Here is a 23,047-nt window from a genome sequence, read left to right on the forward strand (position 1 = left end):
TTGACGGGGGAACGGGGCGGCAGGCATGGTCCGATTCTATGCGACTGACCCCCCTGCCCGCATTCCAGGACAACTACATCTGGGCGCTGCAGGCCCCCGACGCGGGCACGGTCTTCGTCGATCCCGGGCAGGCGCGGCCGGTGATCGAGGCCGCCGCGGGGGGAATGCAGCCGCGGGCGATCCTGCTGACCCACCACCATGACGACCATATCGGCGGCGTACGCGAGCTGCAGGCCCGCTGGCCGGACCTGCCGGTGTTCGGGCCGGACGATGAACGGATCCCGTTGGCGCATGTGCCGGTGGCCGAGGGCGACCGGGTAGAATTGGCCGGTTTCGTGTTCGACGTGCTGTCCGTTCCCGGCCACACCCGCAGCCATGTCGCCTTCCATGGCCATGGCCGCCTGTTCTGCGGCGACACGCTGTTCAGCCTCGGCTGTGGCCGCATGTTCGAAGGTACGCCCGCGCAGATGCTGGCGTCACTGCAGCGGCTGGCCGCGCTGCCCCCGCAGACCGAGGTCTGCTGCGGGCACGAATACACGCTGGGCAATGCCGCGTTCGCACGGCATGTCGATCCCGCCAACGCGGCCCTGCAGCGCCGCCAACAGGAAGCCAGAGACATGCGCGAGCATTCCCTTGCCACCGTTCCATCCCACCTGCACAGCGAACTGGCGTGCAATCCCTTCCTGCGCACCCGGACACCCGCCATCCGCGCGGCGGTCGCCGCGCGCCTGGGCCGCGCGCCGCTGGACGAGGCCGAGACCTTCGCCGAACTGCGGCGCTGGAAAGACGGTTTCCGCGCGTGATGCGGCGCACCCTGCCCGTCGCGCTGGGGCTGCTGATCGGCGGCGGCGCCGGCCTCGGCGCCAACGCACAGTCCCTGCCCGCCGGCGCCGGCCTGGCACAGAACATCGCCTCGCTGGCCGCCCTGCCCGGCGACGCCAGCGCCCTGCCCGCCCCGCTGACCCGCAACGGCCGCCAGATCTTCGCGCATTTCCGCGACGGCCTGGCGATGACCCAGTGCGACGCCGAAGCGACCAGCCCGCGCTGGCGCAAGCAGTTCGCGCATGCCCCCGCGCGCCTGGGCAACATCGAGGACGATGCGCTGCCGCTGTTCGGCTATGTGGTGGACGAGCTGCGTGCCGCCGGGCTGCCCACCGAGTTCGCACTCATTCCCTTCGTCGAAAGCGGCTACCGGCCGGCCGCCCGCAATGCCAGCGGGCCCGCGGGGCTCTGGCAGTTCATCGCCACCACCGCGCGCAACCACCGCGTGCCGATGGAGAGCGGCTACGACGGCCGGCTGTCGGCGGTGGACTCCACGCGCGCCGCGGTCCGCTACCTCAAGACCCTCTACGGCATGTTCGGCGGCGACTGGCAGTTGGCGGTCATGGCCTACAACGCCGGGGAGTACCGCATCCTGCAGGCCCTGCGCCGTGCCGGCATGAATGCACAGAATGCCCGCCCCGCCGAGCTGCCCGGCCTGTCGCCGGTCACCTATGCCTACGTGGAGAAGCTCCACGCCCTGGCCTGCGTGCTGGAACAGGCCGAGGACGAACCCGCCCTGATGGCCGCCCTGGACCGCCCGGTGCCGATCCTGCGCGGCCACACCCTGCCCGGCGACACCACCCTGGCCGGCTGGGCCGAACGCAACGCACTGGACCCGGCACGCATCGCCCGCCTCAACCCGGCGGTCAACGGCAAGCGCGCCGGCGCGCGGGTGCTGGCCCCGGCCCTTCCCGGGCAGTTGCCGGGAAGCGACGCCCGCCCCCTGGCCGTCGCGGTGGCCGCCGCGCCGCCGCGCACCGGCACCGCTCCCGGCGCCACCGGCGTGGCGGTAGCCACGACGGCCGGTGCTGCTGGCACCGGCAAGGGCCGGCATACGGTACGCAGCGGCGAATCGGCCTGGTCGATCGCGCGTCGCTACGGCATCCCGCTCAAGGCCCTGCTCTCGCGCAACAACCTGGATGCCAACGCGATCCTCCGCCCCGGCATGGTGCTGCGCTTCGACGAGAGCCGCTGAACCGCGCCCCCAGTTACCGGGCCGCAGGAACGAAGAAGCCCGGGACCTCGGTCCCGGGCTTCTTCGCAGTGCACACCGGTCACCCCGGCATGCGGCATCCGTCCCGGGTCAGAGCTGCGATTCCTGCACCTGCACCTTGACCCGCTTGCGCATGCCGTCGACGAAGGCCTTGGCGGCCGCGGCCCCGTCGATCTGGCTCAGCTGCTGCTGCAGCATCGCCCGCTGCGGCTCCGGCACTTCCGCCAGGTCGCCCGGGACCACCTTGGTCACCGCGAACAGCGCGTAGCGGCCGTCGTCCAGCGCGACCTTGCCGTAGCTGGGCTTGCCCTCGGCCGGCGGCGCCGCACTGAACACCGCGGCGTTGGCCGCGGCCGACGGCATCGGCACCGAGCGCGGCAGGCCCGGCATCGGCGACAACTGCAGGCCGTCGCTCTTTGCCAGGTCGGCCAGCGCCGTCCCCGCCTCCAGCTTGGCCAGCAGGGCATCGGCCGCCTTCAGCGCCGCCTCTTCGGCCCGCTGCGTGCGGACCGCGGCGATCACCTTGTCACGGGCCTCGGCCAGCGGAATGGCCTGCTCCGGGGTATGCGCGGTCACGCGGATCATCACCGCATGGTTCGGCCCGAGTTCGATCGGATCGCTGACGGTGCCGTCTTCCTTCAGCGCATCGGAGAACGCCGCGCGCAGTACCGCCGGGTTGGCGGCGATGCCGCTGGCGGTCGCGCGGGTGAACGGCCCCAGGGTCTGCACCGGCAGCTGCACTTCCCGGGCCGCCGGCTCCAGCGCCGTCGGATTCTTGTACACGAGGTCGACCAGGCGTCCGCTCAGCTCGCTGTACGCACGCTCGGCATCGGCCTGCGCCTGCTCGCTGGCGAGCTGGTCGCGCACCTGTTCGAACGGCCGGCCTTCACCGCCCTTGGCTTCGCGCAGCTGCAGCACGTGATAGCCGTACTCGGTCTTCACCGGACCCCGGATCTCGCCCGGCTGCATCGCGAACAGTGCCTCTTCGAACGGCTTCACCATCATGCCCGGCTCCACCCAGCCCAGGTCGCCGCCGGTGGCCTTGGAGCCGGGGTCCTCGGAGTTCGCACGGGCCAGCGCGGCAAAGTCCGCACCCGGCTGCCGGGCCTCGTCGGCCAGTTTGGCGGCCTTGGCTTCAGCGGCTTTCTGCGCGGCCGGGTCGCTGCCGGCGGTGATCAGGATGTGCGAGGCCAGCCGTTCCTCGGGGGCGACGAAGCGGGCCTTCTCGTCCTCGTAGCGGCGGCGCAGGGTCGCCTCGTCGGCCGCGGGCGGTGCCGGCATCGCCGCCGCATCCAGGTCGACATACTCGATGGCCAGGCTTTCCGGCGCCATGAAGTCGCGGGCATGCGTGTCGTACCACTGCTTGACCTGCGCCTCGTCGACCTCCGCGGTGTCGGCGGGCTGCGCGGGCAGGATCGCGAACTCCACATCACGGGTCTCGCCCAGCAGCTTCAGCAGGCGCTCGCTCTCGCCCTTGGTCGCAAACCCCGACTGCGCCAGCGCGACCGGGATGATCGACTGCTGCAGGCTGGTACGCACGACCTGGTCGAACATCGCCGGCGTGCGCGGCGGCATGCTCTGCGCCAGCACCAGGCGGTACTGTTCCGGATCGAACTTGCCATCGCGCTGGAAGGCCGGGATGTTGGCGATGTACTCGCGCACGGCGGCATCGCCGACCACGATCCGCGCATCCTCGGCGGCCAGCCGCACCACCTGTTCGTCGATCATCTGGTCGAGCACGGCCAGCTTGTTCTCGGTGGCCTCGAACAGGCGCGGGTCGAATTCCTCGCCCTGCTGCTCGCGTGCCTCCATCCGCGCCTGTTCGAAACGGGTACGGAAATCGTCGCTGCTGATTTCGTGGTGGTTCCACAGGAACGACATCGGCCACCACGACGGCGCCGAACGCCACCAGCCCGGCGGCGTGGACACCTTGGCCACGTTCTGCGCACCGACACCGCCGAGATAGCTGTTGTCGATCACGAACAGGAACGGAATCATCAGCAGCCCCAGGATCACGGTCACGATCCAGCCTGAGGACTTGTCTCGGAGTTTCTGCAGCATGGGCACATCGGGCCTGATTGGCGAGCCCGGCAGTGTACCCCGCTTCCCGCCCGACTCCCAGCCGGACCGGCCCCGGCGGCAGGGGCGCGCCGCCCGCCGCCGGCACGTGCACGGCACCCCGGAGTAAAAAAAAGCCCCGGGCACTGCCCGGGGCTTGGGATTCAATGGCGGAGCGGACGGGACTCGAACCCGCGACCTCCGGCGTGACAGGCCAGCATTCTAACCAGCTGAACTACCGCTCCGCGTCTTGAAACACTGGGCCGGCGCCGCATGCCTGCTGGACAGGCGATGCCCGCGACGGCGGGTGGAACTGGCGGAGCGGACGGGACTCGAACCCGCGACCTCCGGCGTGACAGGCCAGCATTCTAACCAGCTGAACTACCGCTCCGCACTTGACTTTCCGCCTTCTCGGCCTCCACGGGAGGGTAGAGAAAGCTAAGGCCCCCGATCACTCAGGGGCCTTCTTGAAACTGGCGGAGCGGACGGGACTCGAACCCGCGACCTCCGGCGTGACAGGCCAGCATTCTAACCAGCTGAACTACCGCTCCACTTTCAATACTTCTCGATGGTGCTGCTTAGTGGTGGGTGCTGAGGGTTTCGAACCCCCGACCCTCTCCTTGTAAGGGAGACGCTCTACCGCTGAGCTAAGCACCCTCGGTGAGCCGCTTAGTTTACAGCGTCCTTCAGGGCTTTGCCAGCCTTGAAAGCGGGATTCTTCGAGGCGGCGATCTTGATGGTGTCGCCGGTCTTCGGGTTGCGGCCGGTGCGCTCGGCACGCTCGCGGACCTGGAAGGTGCCGAAGCCGACCAGCGTCACGGCGTCGCCGTTCTTCAGCGCCTTGGTGATCTCGGCGACGACGGCGTCGACCGCACGGCCGGCTTCGGCCTTGGAGAGGTCAGCGGCAGCAGCGACGCCATCGATCAATTCGGTCTTGTTCATTATGTAAAACTCCCTATGCGGCAACCCGCGTAATAGATTGGGTTAGTCGTCGCCCGTCACAGCAGCGGCGGCAACCGTAAGATCCTGCAAACACGACGCCCGCTCATCCGGCGGGCGTGTGAGTCGCACTTTTATACCAGCGCCCCCCTACCCGCGCAAGCCGAAAAGCCAATAACGACAGGGGTTTCGGGCGTTTTCGCGTTCATCATCAGTGCTTGACGCGCGCCGCTGGAACTGCCTTCGTACGGGTGCGTACCGAGACCCGCGGACCGCTCTTCCCGGCCTTCTTCGGCGCCAGCGGCGCCTCCAGCGCGATGTCCAGCACTTCGTCGATCCACTTCACCGCGACGATCTCCAGGTCGCGCGTCACGTTGTCCGGGATGTCGGCCAGGTCCTTGCGGTTCTCCTCGGGGATGATCACGGTGCGGATGCCGCCCCGCAGCGCGGCCAGCAGCTTTTCCTTGAGTCCGCCGATGGCGGTGACGCGGCCGCGCAGGGTGATCTCGCCGGTCATGGCGACATCGGCGCGGACCGGCACCTTGCTCAGGGTCGACACCAGCGAGGTGACCATGGCGATGCCGGCGCTGGGCCCGTCCTTCGGGGTGGCGCCGTCGGGCACGTGCAGGTGCACATCCTGCTTCTGCAGGAAGTCCGCATCGATCCCGAGCACCTCCGCGCGCGCGCGCACCACCGACAGCGCCGCGGTGGCCGACTCCTTCATGACGTTGCCCAGCTGGCCGGTCAGGGTCACCGCGCCCTTGCCCGGAATCAGCGTCGACTCGATGTGCAGCAGGTCGCCACCGACCTCGGTCCAGGCCAGGCCGGTGACCAGCCCGATCTCGTTGGCCTCCTCGGCGCGACCGAAATCGAAGCGGCGCACGCCCAGGTAGTGGTCCAGGTTGGCACCGTCGACCACGACCAGTGCCCTGGGCTTCCGCGCGGTCTTCCTGGCGGCCTTCTTCGCCGGCTGCGGCCCGGCCAGCGCGATCTCCTTGACCACCTTCCGGCAGATCTTGGCGATCTCGCGCTCGAGGTTGCGCACGCCCGATTCGCGCGTGTAGTAGCGCACGATGTCGCGGACGGCATCCTCCTCGATGGCCAGCTCCTCCGGCTTCAGGCCGTTGGCCTTGAACTGCTTGGGCACCAGGTAGCGCAGGGCGATGTTGAGCTTCTCGTCCTCGGTGTAGCCGGGGATGCGGATCACTTCCATGCGGTCCAGCAGCGGGCCCGGGATGTTGAGCGAGTTCGAGGTCGCCACGAACATCACTTCGCTCAGGTCCAGGTCCACTTCCAGGTAGTGGTCGTTGAAGGCGTTGTTCTGCTCGGGGTCGAGCACCTCCAGCAGCGCCGAGGACGGGTCACCGCGGAAGTCCATCGACATCTTGTCGATCTCGTCGAGCACGAACAGCGGGTTCTTGCTGCCGACCTTGTTGAGGTTCTGCACGATGCGGCCCGGCATGGAACCGACATAGGTACGGCGGTGGCCGCGGATCTCGGCCTCGTCGCGCACGCCGCCCAGCGACATGCGCACGAACTTGCGGTTGGTCGCCTTGGCGATGGACTGGCCCAGCGAGGTCTTGCCCACGCCCGGCGGCCCGACCAGGCACAGGATCGGGCCCTTCATCTGCCGCACCCGCGACTGCACCGCCAGGTACTCCAGGATGCGCTCCTTGACCTTGTCCAGGCCGTAGTGGTCGGCATCGAGGGTGTCCTGCGCGACCTTCAGGTCCTTGCGCACCTTGGTGCGCTTCTTCCAGGGCACGCCCAGCACCCATTCCAGGTAGTTGCGCACCACCGCCGCCTCGGCCGACATCGGCGACATCTGCTTGAGCTTGTTGAACTCGCTCCTGACCTTGGTCTCGACCGCCTTGGGCATGCCCGACTCGGCGATCTTGCGCGCCAGCTCGTCCAGCTCGCCCGGCGCATCGTCCAGGTCGCCCAGTTCCTTCTGGATGGCCTTCATCTGCTCGTTGAGGTAGTACTCGCGCTGGCTCTTCTCCATCTGCGACTTGACCCGGCCGCGGATGCGCTTCTCCAGCTGCTGCACGTCGATCTCGCCATCGACCAGGCCGACCAGCATTTCCAGCCGGTCGCCGACCTGCAGCATTTCCAGCAGGCGCTGCTTGTCGGCCAGGCGCACGCCGATGTGCGCGGCGATGGTGTCGGCCAGGCGTGACGGCTCGTCGATGCCGCTCAGGGTCTGCAGCAGCTCCGGCGGCAGCTTGCGGTTGGTCTTGACGTACTGCTCGAACAGCGACATCAGCGAGCGTGCGATCGCCTCCAGCTCGCGCGGCTCGCGCGATTCGCCCGACTCCAGCTCGGTGCCGGTGCCCTGCAGCGCGCCCTCGTGCTCGCGGATGCCGTCAACGGACACCCGCGCCAGCCCTTCGACCAGCACCTTGATGGTGCCGTCGGGAAGCTTGAGCAGCTGCAGCACCTGGGCCAGCGTGCCGACCGTGTACAGGTCGGCGGCTGCGGGGTCGTCGGTCTCGGCCGACTTCTGCGCCACCAGCAGGATGCGCTTGTCCGCCTCCATCGCCCGTTCCAGCGCCTGCATCGACTTGTCGCGCCCGACGAACAGGGGAATGACCATGTGCGGGAACACCACCACGTCGCGCAGTGGCAGGACCGGCAGGTCGAGGACTTCGGTTTGGGACTGGGCCATGGGGGCTCCGCGGGGATACAGGAATGGGGCGGCCGTAAAAAAGCCGATGGCCCCGTTATGGGGCCATCGGCGGGGTGATGCAAGTGGCGGCCGCGGGGCCAGCTGAACCGGTCTTCACCCGGCCGCCACGGCGTCGCGTCAGTCGCCGGACGCCGCCTTGGCCGGCGGTGTCTGGTAGATCACGTACGGCTCGGAGGTCTGCTCGATGACCGATTCGTCGACCACCACCTTGCTCACGTTGTCCTGCGACGGCAGGTCGTACATGGTGTCCAGCAGCACCGATTCGACGATGGTGCGCAGGCCGCGGGCACCGGTCTTGCGCTTGAGCGCCTTGCGGGCGATCGCCGACAGCGCGTCCGGGCGGAACTCCAGCTCCACGCCCTCCATCTCGAACAGCTTCCGGAACTGCTTGGTGATGGCGTTCTTGGGCTCGGTCAGGATCTTGACCAGGGCTTCCTCGTCCAGCTCCTCCAGGGTCGCCACCACCGGCAGGCGGCCGACGAACTCCGGAATCAGCCCGAACTTGATCAGGTCCTCCGGCTCCACCCCGGCCAGCACCTTGCCGACTTCCTGCTTGCGCTCGGAACTCTTGATCTTGGCGCCGAAGCCGATGCTGCTGTTGTCCGAGGAACGGGCCTGGATCACCTTGTCCAGCCCGGCGAACGCGCCGCCGCAGATGAACAGGATGTTCTTGGTGTCCACCTGCAGGAATTCCTGCTGCGGATGCTTGCGCCCGCCCTGCGGCGGCACGCTGGCCACCGTGCCCTCGATCAGCTTCAGCAGCGCCTGCTGCACGCCCTCGCCGGACACGTCGCGGGTGATCGACGGGTTCTCACTCTTGCGCGAGATCTTGTCGATCTCGTCGATGTAGACGATGCCCTGCTGCGCCTTCTCGACATCGTAGTCGCACTTCTGCAGCAGCTTCTGGATGATGTTCTCCACGTCCTCGCCCACGTAGCCGGCTTCGGTCAGCGTGGTCGCGTCGGCCATGGTGAACGGCACGTTGAGCAGCCGCGCCAGCGTCTCGGCCAGCAGCGTCTTGCCCGACCCGGTGGGGCCGACCAGCAGGATGTTGGACTTGGACAGCTCGACGTCGTCGCTCTTCTGGCGGCTCTCGATGCGCTTGTAATGGTTGTACACGGCCACCGCCAGCGTGCGCTTGGCGCGGCTCTGGCCGATCACGTACTGGTCCAGGACCTCGAGGATCTCGCGCGGCTTGGGCAGCGAGCTGCGCGCGGACTGCGCCTTCTCCTCCAGCTCCTCGCGGATGATGTCGTTGCACAGCTCCACGCATTCATCGCAGATGAACACGCTCGGACCCGCAATCAGCTTGCGTACCTCATGCTGACTCTTGCCGCAGAACGAGCAGTAGAGAATCTTGCCGCTGTCCCCGGAACGACCTTGCCGGTCTTCGCTCATGCTTCGCTTACCCAGTTGCTCCCCCCATGAACAGGGGGTTCGAATTCGAGAATAACACAGGGCCGGAAGGACGCCAGTCCGCTTCCGACCCTGCAGAAAACACCGTATTTCCGGCTACTTGCCGTGGTCATGCCAGCTGGATCGACTCCTCCGAGCGGCGCTCGACCACCTGGTCGATCAGGCCGTATTCCTTGGCGCCCTCGGCGCTGAGGAAACGGTCGCGTTCCATGTCCCGCTCGATCTGCTCGATCGGCTGCCCGGTGTGGCTGGCATAGAGCCCGTTCAGGCGCTGACGCAGGTACAGGATCTCGCGCGCCTGGATCTCGATGTCGGTCGCCTGGCCCTGCGCGCCGCCGGACGGCTGGTGGATCATCACCCGCGAGTTCGGCAGCGCGAGGCGCTTGCCCTTGGCGCCGGCCATCAGCAGCAGCGAGCCGGCGCTGGCGGCCTGGCCGATGCACATGGTGCTGACGTCGGGCCGGATGAACTGCATGGTGTCGTAGATCGCCAGACCCGCCGTCACCACGCCGCCGGGCGAGTTGATGTACAGGTTGATGTCCTTCTCGGGATTCTCCGCCTCGAGGAACAGCATCTGCGCCACCACCAGGTTGGCGACATGGTCGTCGATCGGGCCGACCAGGAAGATGATCCGCTCCTTGAGCAGGCGCGAATAGATGTCGTAGGCGCGCTCGCCACGGCTGGTCTGTTCGACCACCATCGGCACCATGTTCAGGGCTTTGGCTCGGTTGTCCATTACGTAGGGCACCTAATCTTGGGAGGGTACGCCCGGCCCGCCAGGGGCGGACCGGGGCGCGGCCGCCTTACGGGCGGATCGCTTCCTGGAACGACAGCGGCTGCTCGGTGTGCTGGGCACGCTCGGCGATCCAGTCGATGACCTGCTCTTCCATCACGCGGTTCTGCAGTCCCCCCATCAACTGGGGATCATTGCGGTACATCTCAATGACCTGCTCCGGCTCCTCGTAGGTGGAGGCGATCAGGCGCATGGTTTCGTTCAGGCGCTTCGGATCCAGGCGCAGGTCGTTCCGGCGCGCGACCTCGCCGACCAGCAGGCCGACCAGCACGCGCTTGGACGCAGCCTCCTTGAAGCCCTCGTGGGCGTCGGCGGGCACCTGGCCCGGGTCGCCGCCCTGGTTGCGGATGGCCTCGACCTGCTGCGCCAGCATCCCGCGCGCCTCGTTCTCGACCAGGCGCGGCGGCAGCTCCACCGAAGCGTAGGCGGCGATCAGCTGCTCGCCCACTTCACGGCGCAGGCGGTTCATCAGCGCCCCCTTCAGCTCGCGCTCCAGGTTGGAGCGGATGTCGGCGCGGAACTGCTCCGCCTCGCCGTTCTTCACGCCGAAGCTCTTGATGAAGGCGGCATCGACCTCCGGCACCACCGGCTCGGACACGTCGGTGGCCTTGACCGTGACCTTGACCTCCTTGCCCGCCAGCGCCGGAACGCGCCAATCGGCCGGGAAGGCGACGTCCAGGGTCTTTTCCTCACCCTTGGCCAGCCCGACCAGGCCCTGCTCGATCTGCTCGAACATCATGCCCTGGCCGATGACGATGCTGCCCTTCTCGACACCCTCGGCGGGCAGGCGCTCATCGCCGGCCTGCGACCAGGTTTCCAGGGCGACCAGATCGCCCTGCTGTGCACCGCGCGCCACCGCCTTCCAGCTGCGGCGCTGCTGGCGCAGGTTCTCGATCATCTGTTCGATGTCGGCGTCGGAGACCTCCGCGGTGTGGCGCACCACGGTGAGCTTGGCGACATCGATCTCGCCGAAGTCCGGCACCAGCTCGACGGTGGCGACGAAATCGAATTCGCCCTCGCCGGCCTTGTCGATGCGGGGATTGCCGGCGATGCGCAGCTCATGCTCGCGCAGCGCGGCATCGAAGGTCTCGCGCAGCAGGCCATCCACCGCCTCGGCACGGACCTGCTGCCCGAAGCGCTGCTCGACCACCTTGGCCGGCACCTTGCCCGGGCGGAAGCCCTTGATGCGGACGGTGCGCGCGATTTCGCCGAGCCGGCCCGCGATGTGCCCCTGCAAGCGCTCCTCCGGCAGGGAGAAGGTCAAGCGGCGTTCCAGGTTGCCGGTGGATTCGATCGATGCTTGCATGTGGACTCCTGCCACCGGCGGCACCCGTGCCCCGGTTCGATGTGGAAAATGAACGGTTTCCGACGAAAACACGGTTCCGTCGCAGCCCTGTAGTTTCGCCGATTCCGGGCGGCGCTGCCAGCCTGCCGCAGGACGGCACAGGGCGGCGCGGCCGCCGGACCGGCACGCGGATGGTGCGAAAGGGGGGACTCGAACCCCCACGCCTTGCGGCACTGGAACCTAAATCCAGGGCGTCTACCAATTCCGCCACTTTCGCTTCCGGCGGGCATTATCGCAGTCCCGCGCGCAAAACCGCACGCCGCGGCACCCTCAGCGCCGCACCCGGCCACTGCCCTCTCCTGCCGGCAGAAAAAAGGGCATCCGCCTCGGCGGATGCCCTTGGATGGTGGGCTGTCAAGGATTCGAACCTTGGACCTATTGATTAAGAGTCAACTGCTCTACCAACTGAGCTAACAGCCCGTATGCAACGGCCGCGCCACCTGCGGCGCCGGCTTCCGCGGGACGGAGCCCGGCGGAAAAAAACAGCCACCCGGCGTACCGGATGGCTGTCTCGAATTGGTGGGCCGTCAAGGATTCGAACCTTGGACCAATTGATTAAGAGTCAACTGCTCTACCAACTGAGCTAACGGCCCTGAAAAACCAGAGGGCGAATACTACCGCTACCCGCCCTCCGTTACAACCCTGCGAGCCCGCATCGCGGACTCCTCGGATCAGTGGGGTGGCTGAGGGGATTCGAACCCCCGACCACTGGAATCACAATCCAGTACTCTAACCAACTGAGCTACAGCCACCACTGAAAAACAACTGCCCACCGCTTGCGCCGATGGCGCGCCCGACAGGAATCGAACCTGTAACCGCCGGCTTAGAAGGCCGGTGCTCTATCCAGTTGAGCTACGGGCGCTCTGACCGGATTGTCGCACTCCAACGCGCCTTGGATCGCTGGATGGTCGGGGTAGAGGGATTCGAACCCCCGACATCCTGCTCCCAAAGCAGGCGCGCTACCAGACTGCGCTATACCCCGGCGGTGAATCTCTCGAGGTTGCCCCCGAAAGGGCGGCCATTGTCGGGATTGTGGAGCAACCTGTCAACGGGGGAATGCCCTGTTCGATCCGCTTGGCTATGCTGCGGGCATCCCGCACCCACTTCCGGAGCCTGGCCATGCGCAGCGGCAACCCCGCCCTTTCCGATTCCACCTTCCTCGATCCCGCCAGCGGCGCGGTGCTGGCACGCCATGCCGACGCCATGACCCTCAACGGCACCGTCAACAAGACCGGGCTACTGCTCCTGCTGACCGTGCTCACCGCGGCATTCGCCTGGAGCCAGACCCTCACCGCCAGCGGCGAGCTGGCCGCCGGCGCGCGGCTGTACCTGTGGGGCGGCGCGATCGGCGGTTTCATCCTCGCCCTGGCAACCATCTTCAGGAAGCACTGGGCGCCGGTCAGCGCGCCGTTGTATGCCCTGGCCGAGGGCCTGTTCCTCGGCGCCATCTCGGCGATCTACGAAGCGCGCTTCCAGGGCATCGTGTTCCAGGCCGTGCTGCTGACCTTCGGCACCCTGTTCGCACTGCTGTTCGCCTACCGCAGCGGACTGGTCAAGGCCACCGAGAACTTCAAGCTCGGCGTGGTCGCGGCCACCGGCGGCATCGCCCTGGTCTACCTGGCGACCATCGTGCTCGGCCTGTTCGGTGTCCGCATCCCCTTCATCCACGATTCGGGGCTGATCGGCATCGGCTTCAGCCTGTTCGTGGTGGTGGTCGCCGCACTGAACCTGGTGCTGGATTTCGACTTCATCGAGAACGGCGTGGAAGCAGGCGCGCCGAAGTACATGGAGTGGTACGGGGCCTTCGGCCTGATGGTCACCCTCGTATGGCTGTACATCGAGTTCCTGCGCCTGCTCTCCAAGCTGCAGTCGCGCAACTGACGCGCTTCCGGAAACGAAGAAAGGCGCCGCGAGGCGCCTTTCTTCGTCCGGGGCACGGCCCGGCGGGTGACCGGGCAGGCGCGCCGCCATGAACGGGAACGTCGCGCGTCGCGCGACGTTCCCGGCAGCACATGGCCGCTGGATTACAGGCGGCTGGCGATGGCCCGGGCGAAGTCCATCGTGCCGCCGGTGCCGCCCAGGTCGCCGGTCAGCGCATCCTTGGCCTCCATGGTGGCGACGATCGCCTTGCGCAGGCGCGCGGCGTTCTCCACCTGGCCAAGATGGTCCAGCATCTGCGCCGCGCCCAGCAGCAGCGCGCCGGGGTTGGCGATGCCCTTGCCGGCGATGTCCGGCGCCGTGCCATGGACGGCCTCGAAAATGGCCGCTTCCTCGCCGATGTTGGCACCCGGCGCCAGCCCCAGGCCGCCCACCAGGCCGGCACACAGGTCGGAAATGATGTCGCCGAACAGGTTGGTCGTGACGATCACGTCGAACTGCTCCGGACGCATCACCAGCTGCATGCAGGTGTTGTCCACGATCATTTCCTGGAACTCGATGTCCGGGTAGTTCGCGGCCACCTCACGGGCGACGTTCAGGAACAGGCCCGAGGTCGACTTGATGATGTTCGCCTTGTGCACCGCGGTGACCTTCTTGCGGCCGGTGCTGCGCGCCAGCTCGAAGGCGTAGCGCACGATGCGCTCGGAACCCTTGCGGGTGATGCGGGTGCCCGAGAACGCGGTCTCGCCGTCGGCGGAGACTTCCTGGCCCTCGGACAGGTAGGCGCCTTCGGTGTTCTCGCGCACGGTGATCAGGTCGATGTTCTCGTAGCGCGCACGGGTATTGGGGAACGAGATCGCCGGGCGCACGTTGGCGTACAGGTCGAACTGCCGGCGCAGGGCGACGTTGATCGAGCTGAAGCCGCCGCCGACCGGCGTGGTCAGCGGGCTCTTCAGCGCCACCTTGTTCTTCTTGATCGACTCCAGCGTGCTGGCGGGAATCAGTTCACCGTGCTTTTCCAGCGCGGCCAGACCGGCGTCGGCGAATTCGTAGGACAGCCCGGCACCGAGCTTGTCGAGCACGAACAAGGTCGCGTCCATGATTTCCGGGCCGATGCCATCGCCACGGATGACGGTGATTGTCTGCGTCATGATTTGGGTTCCGAACGAGAGAGGGGGGTGCGCCGGCTCGGCTGCCCGCATCCAAGCGCATCTGAAAGTTTCAATGGACAATTATGCCCGATCCCCCCTTTACCGTCCCCACCCGGGGACCGGCCGGAACCGCACCGCCGACAGGGCCGCGGACCCGGGACCGGCGCCCCGGCCGGCATTCCGCCGCCCACCGGGGTGACCATGCTGCTCCGGCCTGCTGGCCTATGGCCTGCTCCGACGGCCACGGCAGACCAGGCGTCTCCGCGGGCGGCGGCGCGGCGCCCACGGCGTCCGACGGGTCGAGGGCATCCACCGCATGCCATGGGGGCGGGGCCGGAGGCACCCCCGGCGCCTGGATCGCCGGATCGATGGCGCTGACCGCCTCCCGCCAGCGGGCGATGCGGGGCGGCACGCCCACGCCCGGAAACGCCGGGCGACGACCGCGGCTGGACCCGGCAAGGATGACGCCCCATGCGCTCCGGGAAGCCGGCGGCAGCGGCCACGCCGCCGCTACGCTCAGGCCTCCGTGAGGCCTCTTCCATATGGGCCGCGGCTGCCCGCGGCGTTGCCTCTCGGCACCGCGCTCCGGCAACGCCGGCCAGGCGCGGCGGATGCCGGTTTCAGCCGGCCAGCAGCGGTTCGAGCTTGCCGGCGCGATGCAGGGCCATCATGTCGTCGTAACCGCCGACGTGCACGTCGCCGATGAAGATCTGCGGCACGCTGGTACGCCGGGTCAGGCCGAGCATCTTCTCGCGCTCGACCGGGTCCAGGTCGATGCGGACCTCGGTCCAGCTGTGGCCCTTGCTCTTGAGGAAATTCTTGGCGGCCACGCAGTACGGGCACACCGCGGTGGAATACAGGGTGATTTCGGGGGTCCGACCAGTCACGGGAAACTCCAGACGTGGAAAGTTGTCCCATTATGGTAGCGGCGCGCCGGATCACGCCGGCCGCGACTGCGGCACTGCGGGTTAACCTGTGCTTCACACCCGGGCGCGGTTTCCCCGCCATCCTCCGCACACCCTACCCGAGGCGTTCCCTTGCGCACGCTGCTGCTCGCCACTGCCCTCACCCTGGCCCTGGCCTCGCCCCTGTCCCGCGCCCAGGACAGCAAGCTGCCGGACATCGGTTCGTCCGCCGGCGAGCTGCTCACGCCCGCGCGGCAGGCCGAGTACGGCGGCATGATGCTGCGCGAGCTGCGCAACTACGGTTACCTGCTCGATGACCCGCTGATCGACGATTGGCTGCAGGCGATGGGCACCCGGCTGGGATCCAACAGCGCCCAGCCGCAGCAGACGTTCACCTTCTTCATGCTCAAGGACCGGCAGATCAACGCCTTCGCCACGCTGGGCGGCTACATCGGCATGAATGCCGGGCTGGTACTGACCGCCGAGCAGGAAGACGAGGTCGCGGCGGTGCTGTCGCACGAAATCGCCCACGTCACCCAGCAGCACGTGCTGCGCAGCGTGGAGAAGGCCCAGCGCGACCAGATCCCCATCCTGCTCGGCATGCTGGCGGCGGTGGTCGCCGCCCAGCAGGCCGGCGGCAATTCGTCCGGCGACGCCACCATGGCCGCCATCAGTTCGGGCATGGGGCTGATGCAGCAGCTGCAGATCAACTTCACCCGTTCCAACGAATCCGAAGCGGACCGGCTGGGCATCCGCACCCTGGCCCGCAGCGGCTACGACGTCGATGCGATGGCCGGTTTCTTCGAACGCATGTCCGCGGCCATGCGCGGCAACGAGGGCGGTTACTCCACCCCGGACTTCCTGCGCACCCACCCGGTCACGGTCACCCGCATCAGCGAGGCCAAGGCCCGCGCCGAGCAGATGAAGAAAGGCACGGTGCTGCTGACCACGCAGACACCGACCGGCATCCGCCGCGAACGGGTGGACCCGGCCGCCCCCGCCCCCGACCCGCTTTCGGCCAGCGGCAACCCGCTGCTGCCCGGCTCGATGCAGCTGACGCTGCCGTCGATCGACCTGCCGCGCGGCGCCAGTGGCCGCTTCGACTGGGCCCGCGAACGGCTGCGCGTGCTCAGCGCGCCGACGCCGGCCGAGCTGGTGCGCGAATACCAGGACCTGCGCCGCAGCCAGCCCGAGGGCCTGAGCGACCCGCAGCGCTACGGTGTGGCCATCGCCCGGCTGCGCGACGGCGGAGGCGCCGTGCGCGAGGCGCTGGAGGAACTGCAGGCGCTGCATGCCGAGCACCCGGACAACCTGTGGGTGAGCCTGGCCCTGGGCCAGGCCGAGTCGCGCAGCGGCCGCCACGCCGAGGCCAATCGCCGCTTCGACGCGCTGCTGCAGAAACTGCCGCAGAGCCGGCCGGTGGCCCTGACCTACGCCCAGGTGCTCAACGAGCAGGGGGGCGTGGACGCCGGAAAGCGTGCCCAGGCGATGCTGCGGCCACTGCTGGCCCGCGCCGGCGACGACCCGGTGTTCCAGCGCACCTTCGCCCGTGCCTGCGAGCTGGCCGGCGACACCAGCCGCGCCAGCGAGGCCTATGCCGAAGCCGCCTACCTCAACGGCCGCCCGGAGCAGGCGCTGCTGCAGTTCCAGGCACTGCTCAAGCAGCCGGGGCTGGACTACGTCAACCGCGCCCGGGTCGATGCCCGGATCGAGGCGATCATGCCGACCGTACTGGAGATGCGTCGGCTGGGCGTGCGCGACCCGGACATGCAGCGCCACTGAGGCCCGCGCCGGCCCGTTGCTGAACCGCAGACGGCGCCGGACGCACCCCGCCGCCCGCCTGTCACAAACCCGTCATCAAACCGTAGTCTACTGGGCACATCCCAGTCCGATCAGGCATTACGGTAGACACGACGTGCAGAAACGCATCCTTATTGTCGACGACGAACCGGCGATCCGTGACATGGTCGCCTTCGCCCTGCGCAAGGGGGAATACGAGCCGGTGCATGCCGGTGACGCGCTGGAGGCGCAGACGGCCATCGCCGACCGCGTCCCGGACATGATCCTGCTGGACTGGATGCTGCCCGGGACCAGCGGCCTGGAACTGGCCCGGCGCTGGCGCAAGGACAGCCTCACCCGCGACGTCCCCATCATCATGCTCACCGCCCGCGGCGAGGAGAACGACCGCGTCGGCGGGCTCGAGGCCGGCGTCGACGACTACGTGGTCAAGCCGTTCTCGGCACGCGAGCTGCTGGCGCGGATCCGCGCGGTCATGCGCCGCACCCGCGACGACGACGAAGACGGCAGCGTGGCCATCGGCCCGATCCGCATCGACGGTGCCGCGCACCGCGTGTTCGCCGGCGACGCGCCGGTGGCGATCGGTCCCACCGAGTACCGCCTGCTGCACTTCTTCATGACCCATCCCGAGCGCGTCTACAGCCGCTCGCAGTTGCTCGATCACGTGTGGGGTGGCAGCGTGTACGTGGAGGAACGCACCATCGACGTGCACATCCGTCGGCTGCGCAAGACCCTCGAGCCGTTCGGCGCGGAGAACATGGTGCAGACCGTACGGGGTGCCGGCTACCGCTTCTCGGCGTCGGTCTGAGCCGGCCGGCCGCCGGCCGGTCCGCCTCTCCCGTTGCTTCCGCCGCCGGCGCCCGCCGCTCCTTTCGAGACCGCAATGCCCCGCCAATTCCGCTCCGCCTGGTTGAAGACGCTGGCCACCCTGGCCGCGCTGTTGTTGGTGGCCGGGCTGCTGGGCGCGCTGCTCGGCGCCCCGGCGACGGTGGTGGCGCTGGCCGCGCTGGGCATCCTCGCCTGGCACTACTGGCGGCTGCGCCAGGTACTGCGGCGGCTGACCGCCCGCCAGCGCTGGGAGACGGCCGACGGCACCGGCGTCTGGAACGAACTGGACCGCCTGCTCCACCGCAACCAGCAGGAAATGCGCGCACGCAAGCGACGCCTGATCGACATGCTGCGCAGCTACCGCGCCGCGGCCGCCGCGCTGCCCGACGCGGTGGTGGTGGTGGACCGCAACACCCAGCGCATCCAATGGTTCAACGAGGCCGCCACGTCGCTGCTTGGCCTGCGGCATCCCGTGGACATGGACGCCGCCCTGGTCGAACGCCTGCAGCCGCTGCCGCTGTCGCACTGGCTGGCCGGCGGCCGCAATGCCGAACCGATCCTGGACGCCAGCTCGCCGGTGGACCCGGGCATCCGCCTGCACCTGCGCCTGATCCCCTATTCCGACCACCATTGGCTGCTAGTGGCGCGCGACGTCACCAAGCTGCTGCACCTGGAGCAGGTGCGCCGCGATTTCGTCGCCAACGTCTCCCACGAGCTGCGCACGCCGCTGACCGTGGTGCACGGCTACCTGGACATGATGGACCCGGAGGACTTCCCCGACACCGGGCCGATGCTGGCGGAGATGCGCAAGCAGTCCCAGCGCATGGCGCAGCTGGTGGAGGACCTGCTGACGCTGTCGCGGCTGGAATCGCAGCAGCACACCGAGCTGGACACCGTGGCGATGAGCTCTATGCTCGCCTCGCTGCGCCGCGAAGCCGAGGCGCACAGCCACGGCCGCCACACCATCGTCGTGGAGGACACCGCCGACGTCGACCTGGCCGGCTCCAACAAGGAGCTGCACAGCGCCTTCTCCAACCTGGTCACCAACGCGGTGCGCTACACCCCGGCCGGCGGCTGCATCACCCTGCGCTTCGCCAACGAAGGCGACGGCGCGCTGCTGGCGGTGACCGACACCGGCTACGGCATTCCCGCCAACCACCTGCCGCGGCTGACCGAGCGCTTCTACCGCGTGTCCAGCAGCCGCTCGCGCGAGAGCGGCGGCACCGGTCTGGGGCTGTCCATCGTCAAGCACATCCTCGGTCTCCACCAGGCGCGGCTGGAGATCCACAGTGAAGTCGGCCGCGGCAGCATCTTCGCCTGCCACTTCGACGCCGAGCACGTCCGCCCCCGCAGCGCCCCCCTTTCGCCCCCGTCCACGGAAGCCCCTCCGGCATGAACGCGCCCCTCCCGCCTCTGGCCACCGCCGCTCCCAGCGCCACCAGCGATCCGCTGCGCGATCCGGCGCTGTACATCAACCGCGAACTGTCGCAGCTGGACTTCAACTTCCGCGTGCTGGCACAGGCGATGGACACGCAGGTACCGCTGCTGGAGCGGCTGCGCTTCCTCTGCATCTCCTGCACCAACCTGGACGAGTTCTTCGAGATCCGCGCCGCCGCGGTGCGCCACGCGCAGGAGTTCGGGCTGCCGCCGGCACCGGACGGACTGAGCCCGCAGCAGATCCTCGGCGCGATCCACGAGCGCGCCGCGGAACTGGTCGACCAGCAGTACCGCTGCTGGAACGACGTGCTGCGCCCGGCGCTGCAGGAGGCCGGCATCGGCATCCTCTCGTCCTCGACCTGGACCGCGCGCCAGCGCCGCTGGCTGCGCGCCTATTTCCGCAACGAGATCATGCCGGTGCTCTCGCCGCTGGGACTGGACCCGTCGCATCCGTTCCCGAAGATCCTCAACAAGTCGCTGAACATCGTCGTCGTGCTCAAGGGCACCGACGCCTTCGGCCGCACCGGCCACCTGGCGCTGGTGCGCGCGCCGCGCTCGCTGCCGCGCATCATCCAGCTGCCGCGCTCGCTGGGCGGCTCGCAGGACTTCGTGCTGCTGTCGGCGGTGCTGTCCACCTTCGTCGATGAACTGTTCCCGGGCATGGACGTGCGCGGCGCCTACCAGTTCCGCGTCACCCGCAACTCCGAGCTGGTGGTGGACGAGGAGGAAGTGGAGAACCTGGCGCTGGCGCTGCGCGACGAGCTGGTCGACCGCGGCTACCGCCCCGCGGTGCGGCTGGAGATCGCCCACGACTGCCCGCGCCCGATCATGCAGACCCTGCTGCAGAATTTCGGACTGTCCGAGAACGCCGCCTACCGCATCGACGGGTCGGTCAACCTCAACCGGGTGATCCAGGTCTACGACCTGGTGCAACGCCCGGACCTGAAGTACCCGGCGATGACGCCGCGGGTGCTCAAGACCTCCGAAGGCATCTTCGCCACCGTGGCGCGCCGCGACGTGCTGCTGCACCACCCGTTCGATTCGTTCAGCACCGTGCTGGAGCTGATCCGCGAGGCGGCGGTGGACCCGAACGTGCTGGCGATCAAGCAGACCCTGTACCGCACCGGCAAGGACTCCGGGATCGTCGAGGCGCTGATCCAGGCCGCGCGCAACGGCAAGGACGTGACCGTGGTCGTGGAGCTGCGCGCGCGCTTCGACGAGGAGGCCAACCTCGGCCTCGCCGACCGCCTGCAGGACGCCGGCGTGCAGGTGGTCTACGGCGTGGTCGGCTTCAAGACCCACGCCAAGATGCTGCTGATCGTGCGCCGCGAAGGGCGCAAGCTGCGCCGCTATGTCCACCTAGGCACCGGCAACTACCACAGCGGCACCGCGCGCGCCTACACCGACCTGAGCCTGATCACCGCCGACGCCGACATCGGCAACGATGTCCACCAGCTGTTCCAGCAGCTGTCCGGGCTGGCGCCGAAGATGAAGCTCGACCGCCTGCTGCAATCGCCGTTCACCCTGCATCCGGGCCTGCTGCAGCGGATCGAGCGCGAGACCCAGCTGGCGCGCGACGGCAAGCCGGGGCGCATCATCGCCAAGATGAACGCGCTCAACGAGCCGCAGGTGATCCGCGCCCTGTACACCGCCTCGCAGGCCGGCGTGCAGATCGACCTGATCGTGCGCGGCACCTGCACCCTGCGGCCGGGCGTGGAGGGCGTCTCGGACAACATCCGCGTCCGTTCGATCGTCGGCCGCTTCCTGGAGCACAGCCGGGTCTACTGGTTCGGCAACAACGGCGCGCCGGAGCTGTTCTGCGCCAGCGCCGACTGGCTGGAACGCAACCTGCTGCGACGGGTGGAAACCTGCTTCCCGATCCTGGACAGCGACGTGGCCCGGCGCATCTACCGCGAGGCGCTGCAGAACTACCTGGACGACAACCTCAACGCCTGGGAACTGCAGGCCGACGGCCAGTACCGCAAGTGCGTCCCGGCCCCCGGGCAGCCGCTGCACTCGGCACAGCTGGCGCTGCTCGAGTCGCTGTAGGCACCGCCCCGCGCCGGCGCCGGAAACAGCCGCCGGCGCCACGCCCGCCTTCACCGCCGCGTCCGGCACGGGCATCCATGTTCCCGATTCCGCCATCCGCTACCATTCGCCCATGCCCCAGTCTTCCACGACCTTCCCCCCGCTGCAGGACGGCGACCTGCTGGCCGCCATCGACCTGGGGTCCAACAGCTTCCACATGGTGATCGCCCGCTACCTGATGGGCCAGCTGCGGGTGGTGGACCGGCTGCGCGAAACCGTGCGCATGGCCGATGGCCTGGACGGCAAGGGCGGGCTGTCCGCCGAGGCGCGGCAGCGCGCGCTGGAATGCCTGGCCCGTTTCGGCCAGCGCATCCGCAGCATCCCGCCGCACCGGGTACGCGCCCTGGCCACCAACACCGTGCGCCGGCTGCGCTCGCCGCTGTCGTTCCTGATGCCGGCCGAGACCGCGCTGGGCCATGCCATCGAAGTGGTCAGCGGCCGCGAGGAGGCGCGCCTGATCTACCTGGGCGTGGCGCATGCGCAACCGCCACGGACCGGCCAGCGGCGGCTGGTGGTCGACATCGGCGGCGGCTCCACCGAATTCATCATCGGCAGCGGCATGCAGACGCTGGAGCGCGAGAGCCTGCAGGCCGGCTGCATCGCCAGCACCCGCCGCTTCTTCCCCGGCGGCAAGCTGAGCCGCAAGCGCTGGAAAGAGGCGCTGACCGAGATCGGCGCCGAGTTCCAGCCGTTCGCCGCCCGCTTCCGGGCACTGGGCTGGCATGAAGCGCTGGGCTCGTCCGGCACCCACAAGGCGATCAGCGAGATCTGCGCGGCGATGAAGCTGAGCAAGGGCGCGATCACCGCGCAGGCTCTCCCGCAACTGCGCGAGGAGCTGCTGCGCGCCAAGCACATCGACGACATCAACCTGCCGACACTGGCCAGCGAACGGCGGCCGATCATCGCCGGCGGGGTGCTGGTGCTGGAGGCCGCCTTCCAGGCGCTGGACCTGCAGAAGCTGCTGGTCAGCAAGGCGGCCATGCGCGAAGGCATCCTCTACGACATCGTCGGCCGTGCCGGCGACAACGACCCGCGCGACGAATCGGTGGCCGCGCTGATCCGGCGGTACGCCATCGACGAGGCCCAGGCGCAGCGTGTGGAAGCCACGGCGCAGCGCCTGTTCGAACAGGTCGCCCCGTCCTGGAAGCTGGATTCGGACGACGCGCGCATGCTCGGCTGGGCCGCGCGCCTGCACGAACTGGGGTTGATGATCGCCCACAGCGGCTACCACACCCACGGCAGCTACGTGATCGAGCACTCGGACATCGCCGGGTTCTCGCGCCAGGAGCAGCAGATGCTGGCCGCGCTGATCCGCACCCACCGCCGCGGCATCCCCAAGACCGTCTTCGACGCCCTGCCCGACCGCCTGGTGCTGCCGGCCCGGCGTACCGCCGCCCTGCTGCGCCTGGCGGTGCTGCTGCACCGCGCCCGCGAGGACGACCCGATCCCGCTGCTGGACCTGGGCGTGGACGGCAACACGCTGTCGCTGGTGCTGGACCAGGCCTACATCGACGCCCGGCCGCTGCTGCGCGCCGACCTGGCCGGCGAGCACGACGGCATGAGCGGCCTGGGCATCACCTTCCGCCCGTTCATCGCCTGACGCCCCCGCCGCTGTCATGCGGCGGTCACCGGACGGACACCTTCCCGCCACGGCGGCCCGGCACGCTTGCCGGCAAAGGGAGGCCGCC

16 protein-coding genes and 10 tRNA genes are annotated in these 23,047 nt (G+C 68.7%); 8 read left to right on the forward strand and 18 right to left on the reverse strand.

What is annotated here, in order from left to right:
- The first annotated feature begins 38 nt into the window (after positions 1-38).
- Both gloB and K5L01_RS07125 read left to right on the forward strand, forming a co-directional pair.
- Entirely contained in the window at positions 39-803 is a 765-nt protein-coding gene (gene gloB / locus K5L01_RS07120; protein WP_250063217.1) for a hydroxyacylglutathione hydrolase, read from the forward strand.
- On the forward strand, positions 800-2,017 hold the full coding sequence (locus tag K5L01_RS07125) for a lytic transglycosylase domain-containing protein (RefSeq protein WP_250063218.1): 1,218 nt from the start codon (positions 800-802) through the stop codon (positions 2,015-2,017). The genes gloB and K5L01_RS07125 overlap by 4 nt, the downstream gene beginning before the upstream one ends.
- 108 nt (positions 2,018-2,125) lie before the next feature.
- Here the strand turns inward: K5L01_RS07125 and K5L01_RS07130 are convergent, their stop codons facing one another.
- The 16 genes from K5L01_RS07130 to K5L01_RS07205 all read right to left on the reverse strand — a co-directional run bounded on the left by K5L01_RS07130 (position 2,126) and on the right by K5L01_RS07205 (position 12,257).
- Complete coding sequence (locus K5L01_RS07130; protein WP_250063220.1) at positions 2,126-4,096, reverse strand: peptidyl-prolyl cis-trans isomerase; 1,971 nt, start codon at positions 4,094-4,096, stop codon at positions 2,126-2,128.
- Between the two features lie 165 nt (positions 4,097-4,261).
- Positions 4,262-4,338 (reverse strand) — tRNA-Asp (locus tag K5L01_RS07135).
- Positions 4,339-4,407: 69 nt separating this feature from the next.
- A tRNA-Asp gene (locus tag K5L01_RS07140) sits at positions 4,408-4,484 on the reverse strand.
- An 83-nt stretch (positions 4,485-4,567) separates the two neighbouring features.
- Positions 4,568-4,644: transfer RNA gene (locus K5L01_RS07145), tRNA-Asp, on the reverse strand.
- Between the two features lie 31 nt (positions 4,645-4,675).
- Positions 4,676-4,750: transfer RNA gene (locus tag K5L01_RS07150), tRNA-Val, on the reverse strand.
- 12 nt (positions 4,751-4,762) lie between these two features.
- Positions 4,763-5,035, reverse strand: a complete 273-nt coding sequence (locus tag K5L01_RS07155) for an HU family DNA-binding protein (RefSeq protein WP_250063222.1) — start codon at positions 5,033-5,035, stop codon at positions 4,763-4,765.
- Positions 5,036-5,243: 208 nt separating this feature from the next.
- A complete protein-coding gene (gene lon / locus K5L01_RS07160; protein ID WP_250063224.1) occupies positions 5,244-7,700 on the reverse strand; it encodes an endopeptidase La in 2,457 nt (818 codons plus the stop codon).
- 138 nt (positions 7,701-7,838) lie between these two features.
- Positions 7,839-9,119, reverse strand: coding sequence for an ATP-dependent Clp protease ATP-binding subunit ClpX (clpX, locus tag K5L01_RS07165; protein WP_250063226.1), 1,281 nt, complete (start codon positions 9,117-9,119; stop codon positions 7,839-7,841).
- A gap of 127 nt (positions 9,120-9,246) precedes the next feature.
- A complete protein-coding gene (clpP, locus tag K5L01_RS07170) occupies positions 9,247-9,873 on the reverse strand; it encodes an ATP-dependent Clp endopeptidase proteolytic subunit ClpP (protein WP_250063228.1) in 627 nt (208 codons plus the stop codon).
- Positions 9,874-9,940: 67 nt separating this feature from the next.
- Complete coding sequence (gene tig / locus K5L01_RS07175; RefSeq protein ID WP_250063230.1) at positions 9,941-11,236, reverse strand: trigger factor; 1,296 nt, start codon at positions 11,234-11,236, stop codon at positions 9,941-9,943.
- Positions 11,237-11,407: 171 nt separating this feature from the next.
- Positions 11,408-11,492 (reverse strand) — tRNA-Leu (locus K5L01_RS07180).
- 127 nt (positions 11,493-11,619) lie between these two features.
- A tRNA-Lys gene (locus K5L01_RS07185) sits at positions 11,620-11,695 on the reverse strand.
- A 97-nt stretch (positions 11,696-11,792) separates the two neighbouring features.
- Positions 11,793-11,868: transfer RNA gene (locus tag K5L01_RS07190), tRNA-Lys, on the reverse strand.
- 82 nt (positions 11,869-11,950) lie between these two features.
- A tRNA-His gene (locus K5L01_RS07195) sits at positions 11,951-12,027 on the reverse strand.
- Between the two features lie 33 nt (positions 12,028-12,060).
- Positions 12,061-12,137 (reverse strand) — tRNA-Arg (locus K5L01_RS07200).
- A gap of 43 nt (positions 12,138-12,180) precedes the next feature.
- Positions 12,181-12,257, reverse strand: a tRNA-Pro gene (locus K5L01_RS07205).
- Between the two features lie 137 nt (positions 12,258-12,394).
- Between K5L01_RS07205 and K5L01_RS07210 the strand changes: the two genes are divergently transcribed.
- Positions 12,395-13,156, forward strand: coding sequence for a Bax inhibitor-1/YccA family protein (locus tag K5L01_RS07210; RefSeq protein WP_250063233.1), 762 nt, complete (start codon positions 12,395-12,397; stop codon positions 13,154-13,156).
- Between the two features lie 143 nt (positions 13,157-13,299).
- On the opposite strand, the gene K5L01_RS07215 is transcribed toward K5L01_RS07210, so the two are convergent.
- Together K5L01_RS07215 and grxC are read right to left on the reverse strand one after the other, a co-directional pair.
- Positions 13,300-14,304 carry an isocitrate dehydrogenase gene (locus K5L01_RS07215; RefSeq protein WP_250063235.1) on the reverse strand — a complete coding sequence of 335 codons (1,005 nt, stop codon included), beginning with the start codon at positions 14,302-14,304 and terminating at the stop codon, positions 13,300-13,302.
- 620 nt (positions 14,305-14,924) lie between these two features.
- On the reverse strand, positions 14,925-15,203 hold the full coding sequence (grxC, locus tag K5L01_RS07220; RefSeq protein ID WP_250063520.1) for a glutaredoxin 3: 279 nt from the start codon (positions 15,201-15,203) through the stop codon (positions 14,925-14,927).
- Between the two features lie 138 nt (positions 15,204-15,341).
- Between grxC and K5L01_RS07225 the strand changes: the two genes are divergently transcribed.
- The 5 genes from K5L01_RS07225 (at position 15,342) to ppx (ending at position 22,959) form a co-directional block, all read left to right on the forward strand.
- Positions 15,342-16,991: a M48 family metalloprotease gene (locus K5L01_RS07225; RefSeq protein ID WP_250063237.1), complete on the forward strand. Its 1,650-nt coding sequence runs from the start codon at positions 15,342-15,344 to the stop codon at positions 16,989-16,991.
- Between the two features lie 133 nt (positions 16,992-17,124).
- Positions 17,125-17,814, forward strand: coding sequence for a phosphate regulon transcriptional regulator PhoB (gene phoB / locus K5L01_RS07230; protein ID WP_250063239.1), 690 nt, complete (start codon positions 17,125-17,127; stop codon positions 17,812-17,814).
- A gap of 75 nt (positions 17,815-17,889) precedes the next feature.
- Positions 17,890-19,230: a phosphate regulon sensor histidine kinase PhoR gene (gene phoR / locus K5L01_RS07235; RefSeq protein ID WP_250063241.1), complete on the forward strand. Its 1,341-nt coding sequence runs from the start codon at positions 17,890-17,892 to the stop codon at positions 19,228-19,230.
- Positions 19,227-21,320, forward strand: a complete 2,094-nt coding sequence (ppk1, locus tag K5L01_RS07240) for a polyphosphate kinase 1 (RefSeq protein ID WP_250063243.1) — start codon at positions 19,227-19,229, stop codon at positions 21,318-21,320. Before phoR ends, ppk1 begins: the two co-directional genes overlap by 4 nt.
- 112 nt (positions 21,321-21,432) lie before the next feature.
- The gene (ppx, locus tag K5L01_RS07245; RefSeq protein ID WP_250063246.1) at positions 21,433-22,959 is read left to right on the forward strand and encodes an exopolyphosphatase; all 1,527 of its coding nucleotides are present in this window, start codon (positions 21,433-21,435) and stop codon (positions 22,957-22,959) included.
- Positions 22,960-23,047: the final 88 nt, after the last annotated feature.

Origin of the sequence: Stenotrophomonas mori, from assembly GCF_023556335.1 — a bacterium.
Lineage (GTDB): Bacteria > Pseudomonadota > Gammaproteobacteria > Xanthomonadales > Xanthomonadaceae > Stenotrophomonas > Stenotrophomonas mori.

Coding starts and splice junctions, on each gene's coding strand:
- tig (WP_250063230.1), bottom strand. CDS start 11,236: ATGCAAGCATCGATCGAATCCACCGGCAACCTGGAACGCCGCTTGACC.
- phoR (WP_250063241.1), top strand. CDS start 17,890: ATGCCCCGCCAATTCCGCTCCGCCTGGTTGAAGACGCTGGCCACCCTG.
- clpP (WP_250063228.1), bottom strand. CDS start 9,873: ATGGACAACCGAGCCAAAGCCCTGAACATGGTGCCGATGGTGGTCGAA.
- ppk1 (WP_250063243.1), top strand. CDS start 19,227: ATGAACGCGCCCCTCCCGCCTCTGGCCACCGCCGCTCCCAGCGCCACC.
- gloB (WP_250063217.1), top strand. CDS start 39: ATGCGACTGACCCCCCTGCCCGCATTCCAGGACAACTACATCTGGGCG.
- K5L01_RS07130 (WP_250063220.1), bottom strand. CDS start 4,096: ATGCTGCAGAAACTCCGAGACAAGTCCTCAGGCTGGATCGTGACCGTG.
- lon (WP_250063224.1), bottom strand. CDS start 7,700: ATGGCCCAGTCCCAAACCGAAGTCCTCGACCTGCCGGTCCTGCCACTG.
- clpX (WP_250063226.1), bottom strand. CDS start 9,119: ATGAGCGAAGACCGGCAAGGTCGTTCCGGGGACAGCGGCAAGATTCTC.
- K5L01_RS07155 (WP_250063222.1), bottom strand. CDS start 5,035: ATGAACAAGACCGAATTGATCGATGGCGTCGCTGCTGCCGCTGACCTC.
- ppx (WP_250063246.1), top strand. CDS start 21,433: ATGCCCCAGTCTTCCACGACCTTCCCCCCGCTGCAGGACGGCGACCTG.
- K5L01_RS07215 (WP_250063235.1), bottom strand. CDS start 14,304: ATGACGCAGACAATCACCGTCATCCGTGGCGATGGCATCGGCCCGGAA.
- K5L01_RS07210 (WP_250063233.1), top strand. CDS start 12,395: ATGCGCAGCGGCAACCCCGCCCTTTCCGATTCCACCTTCCTCGATCCC.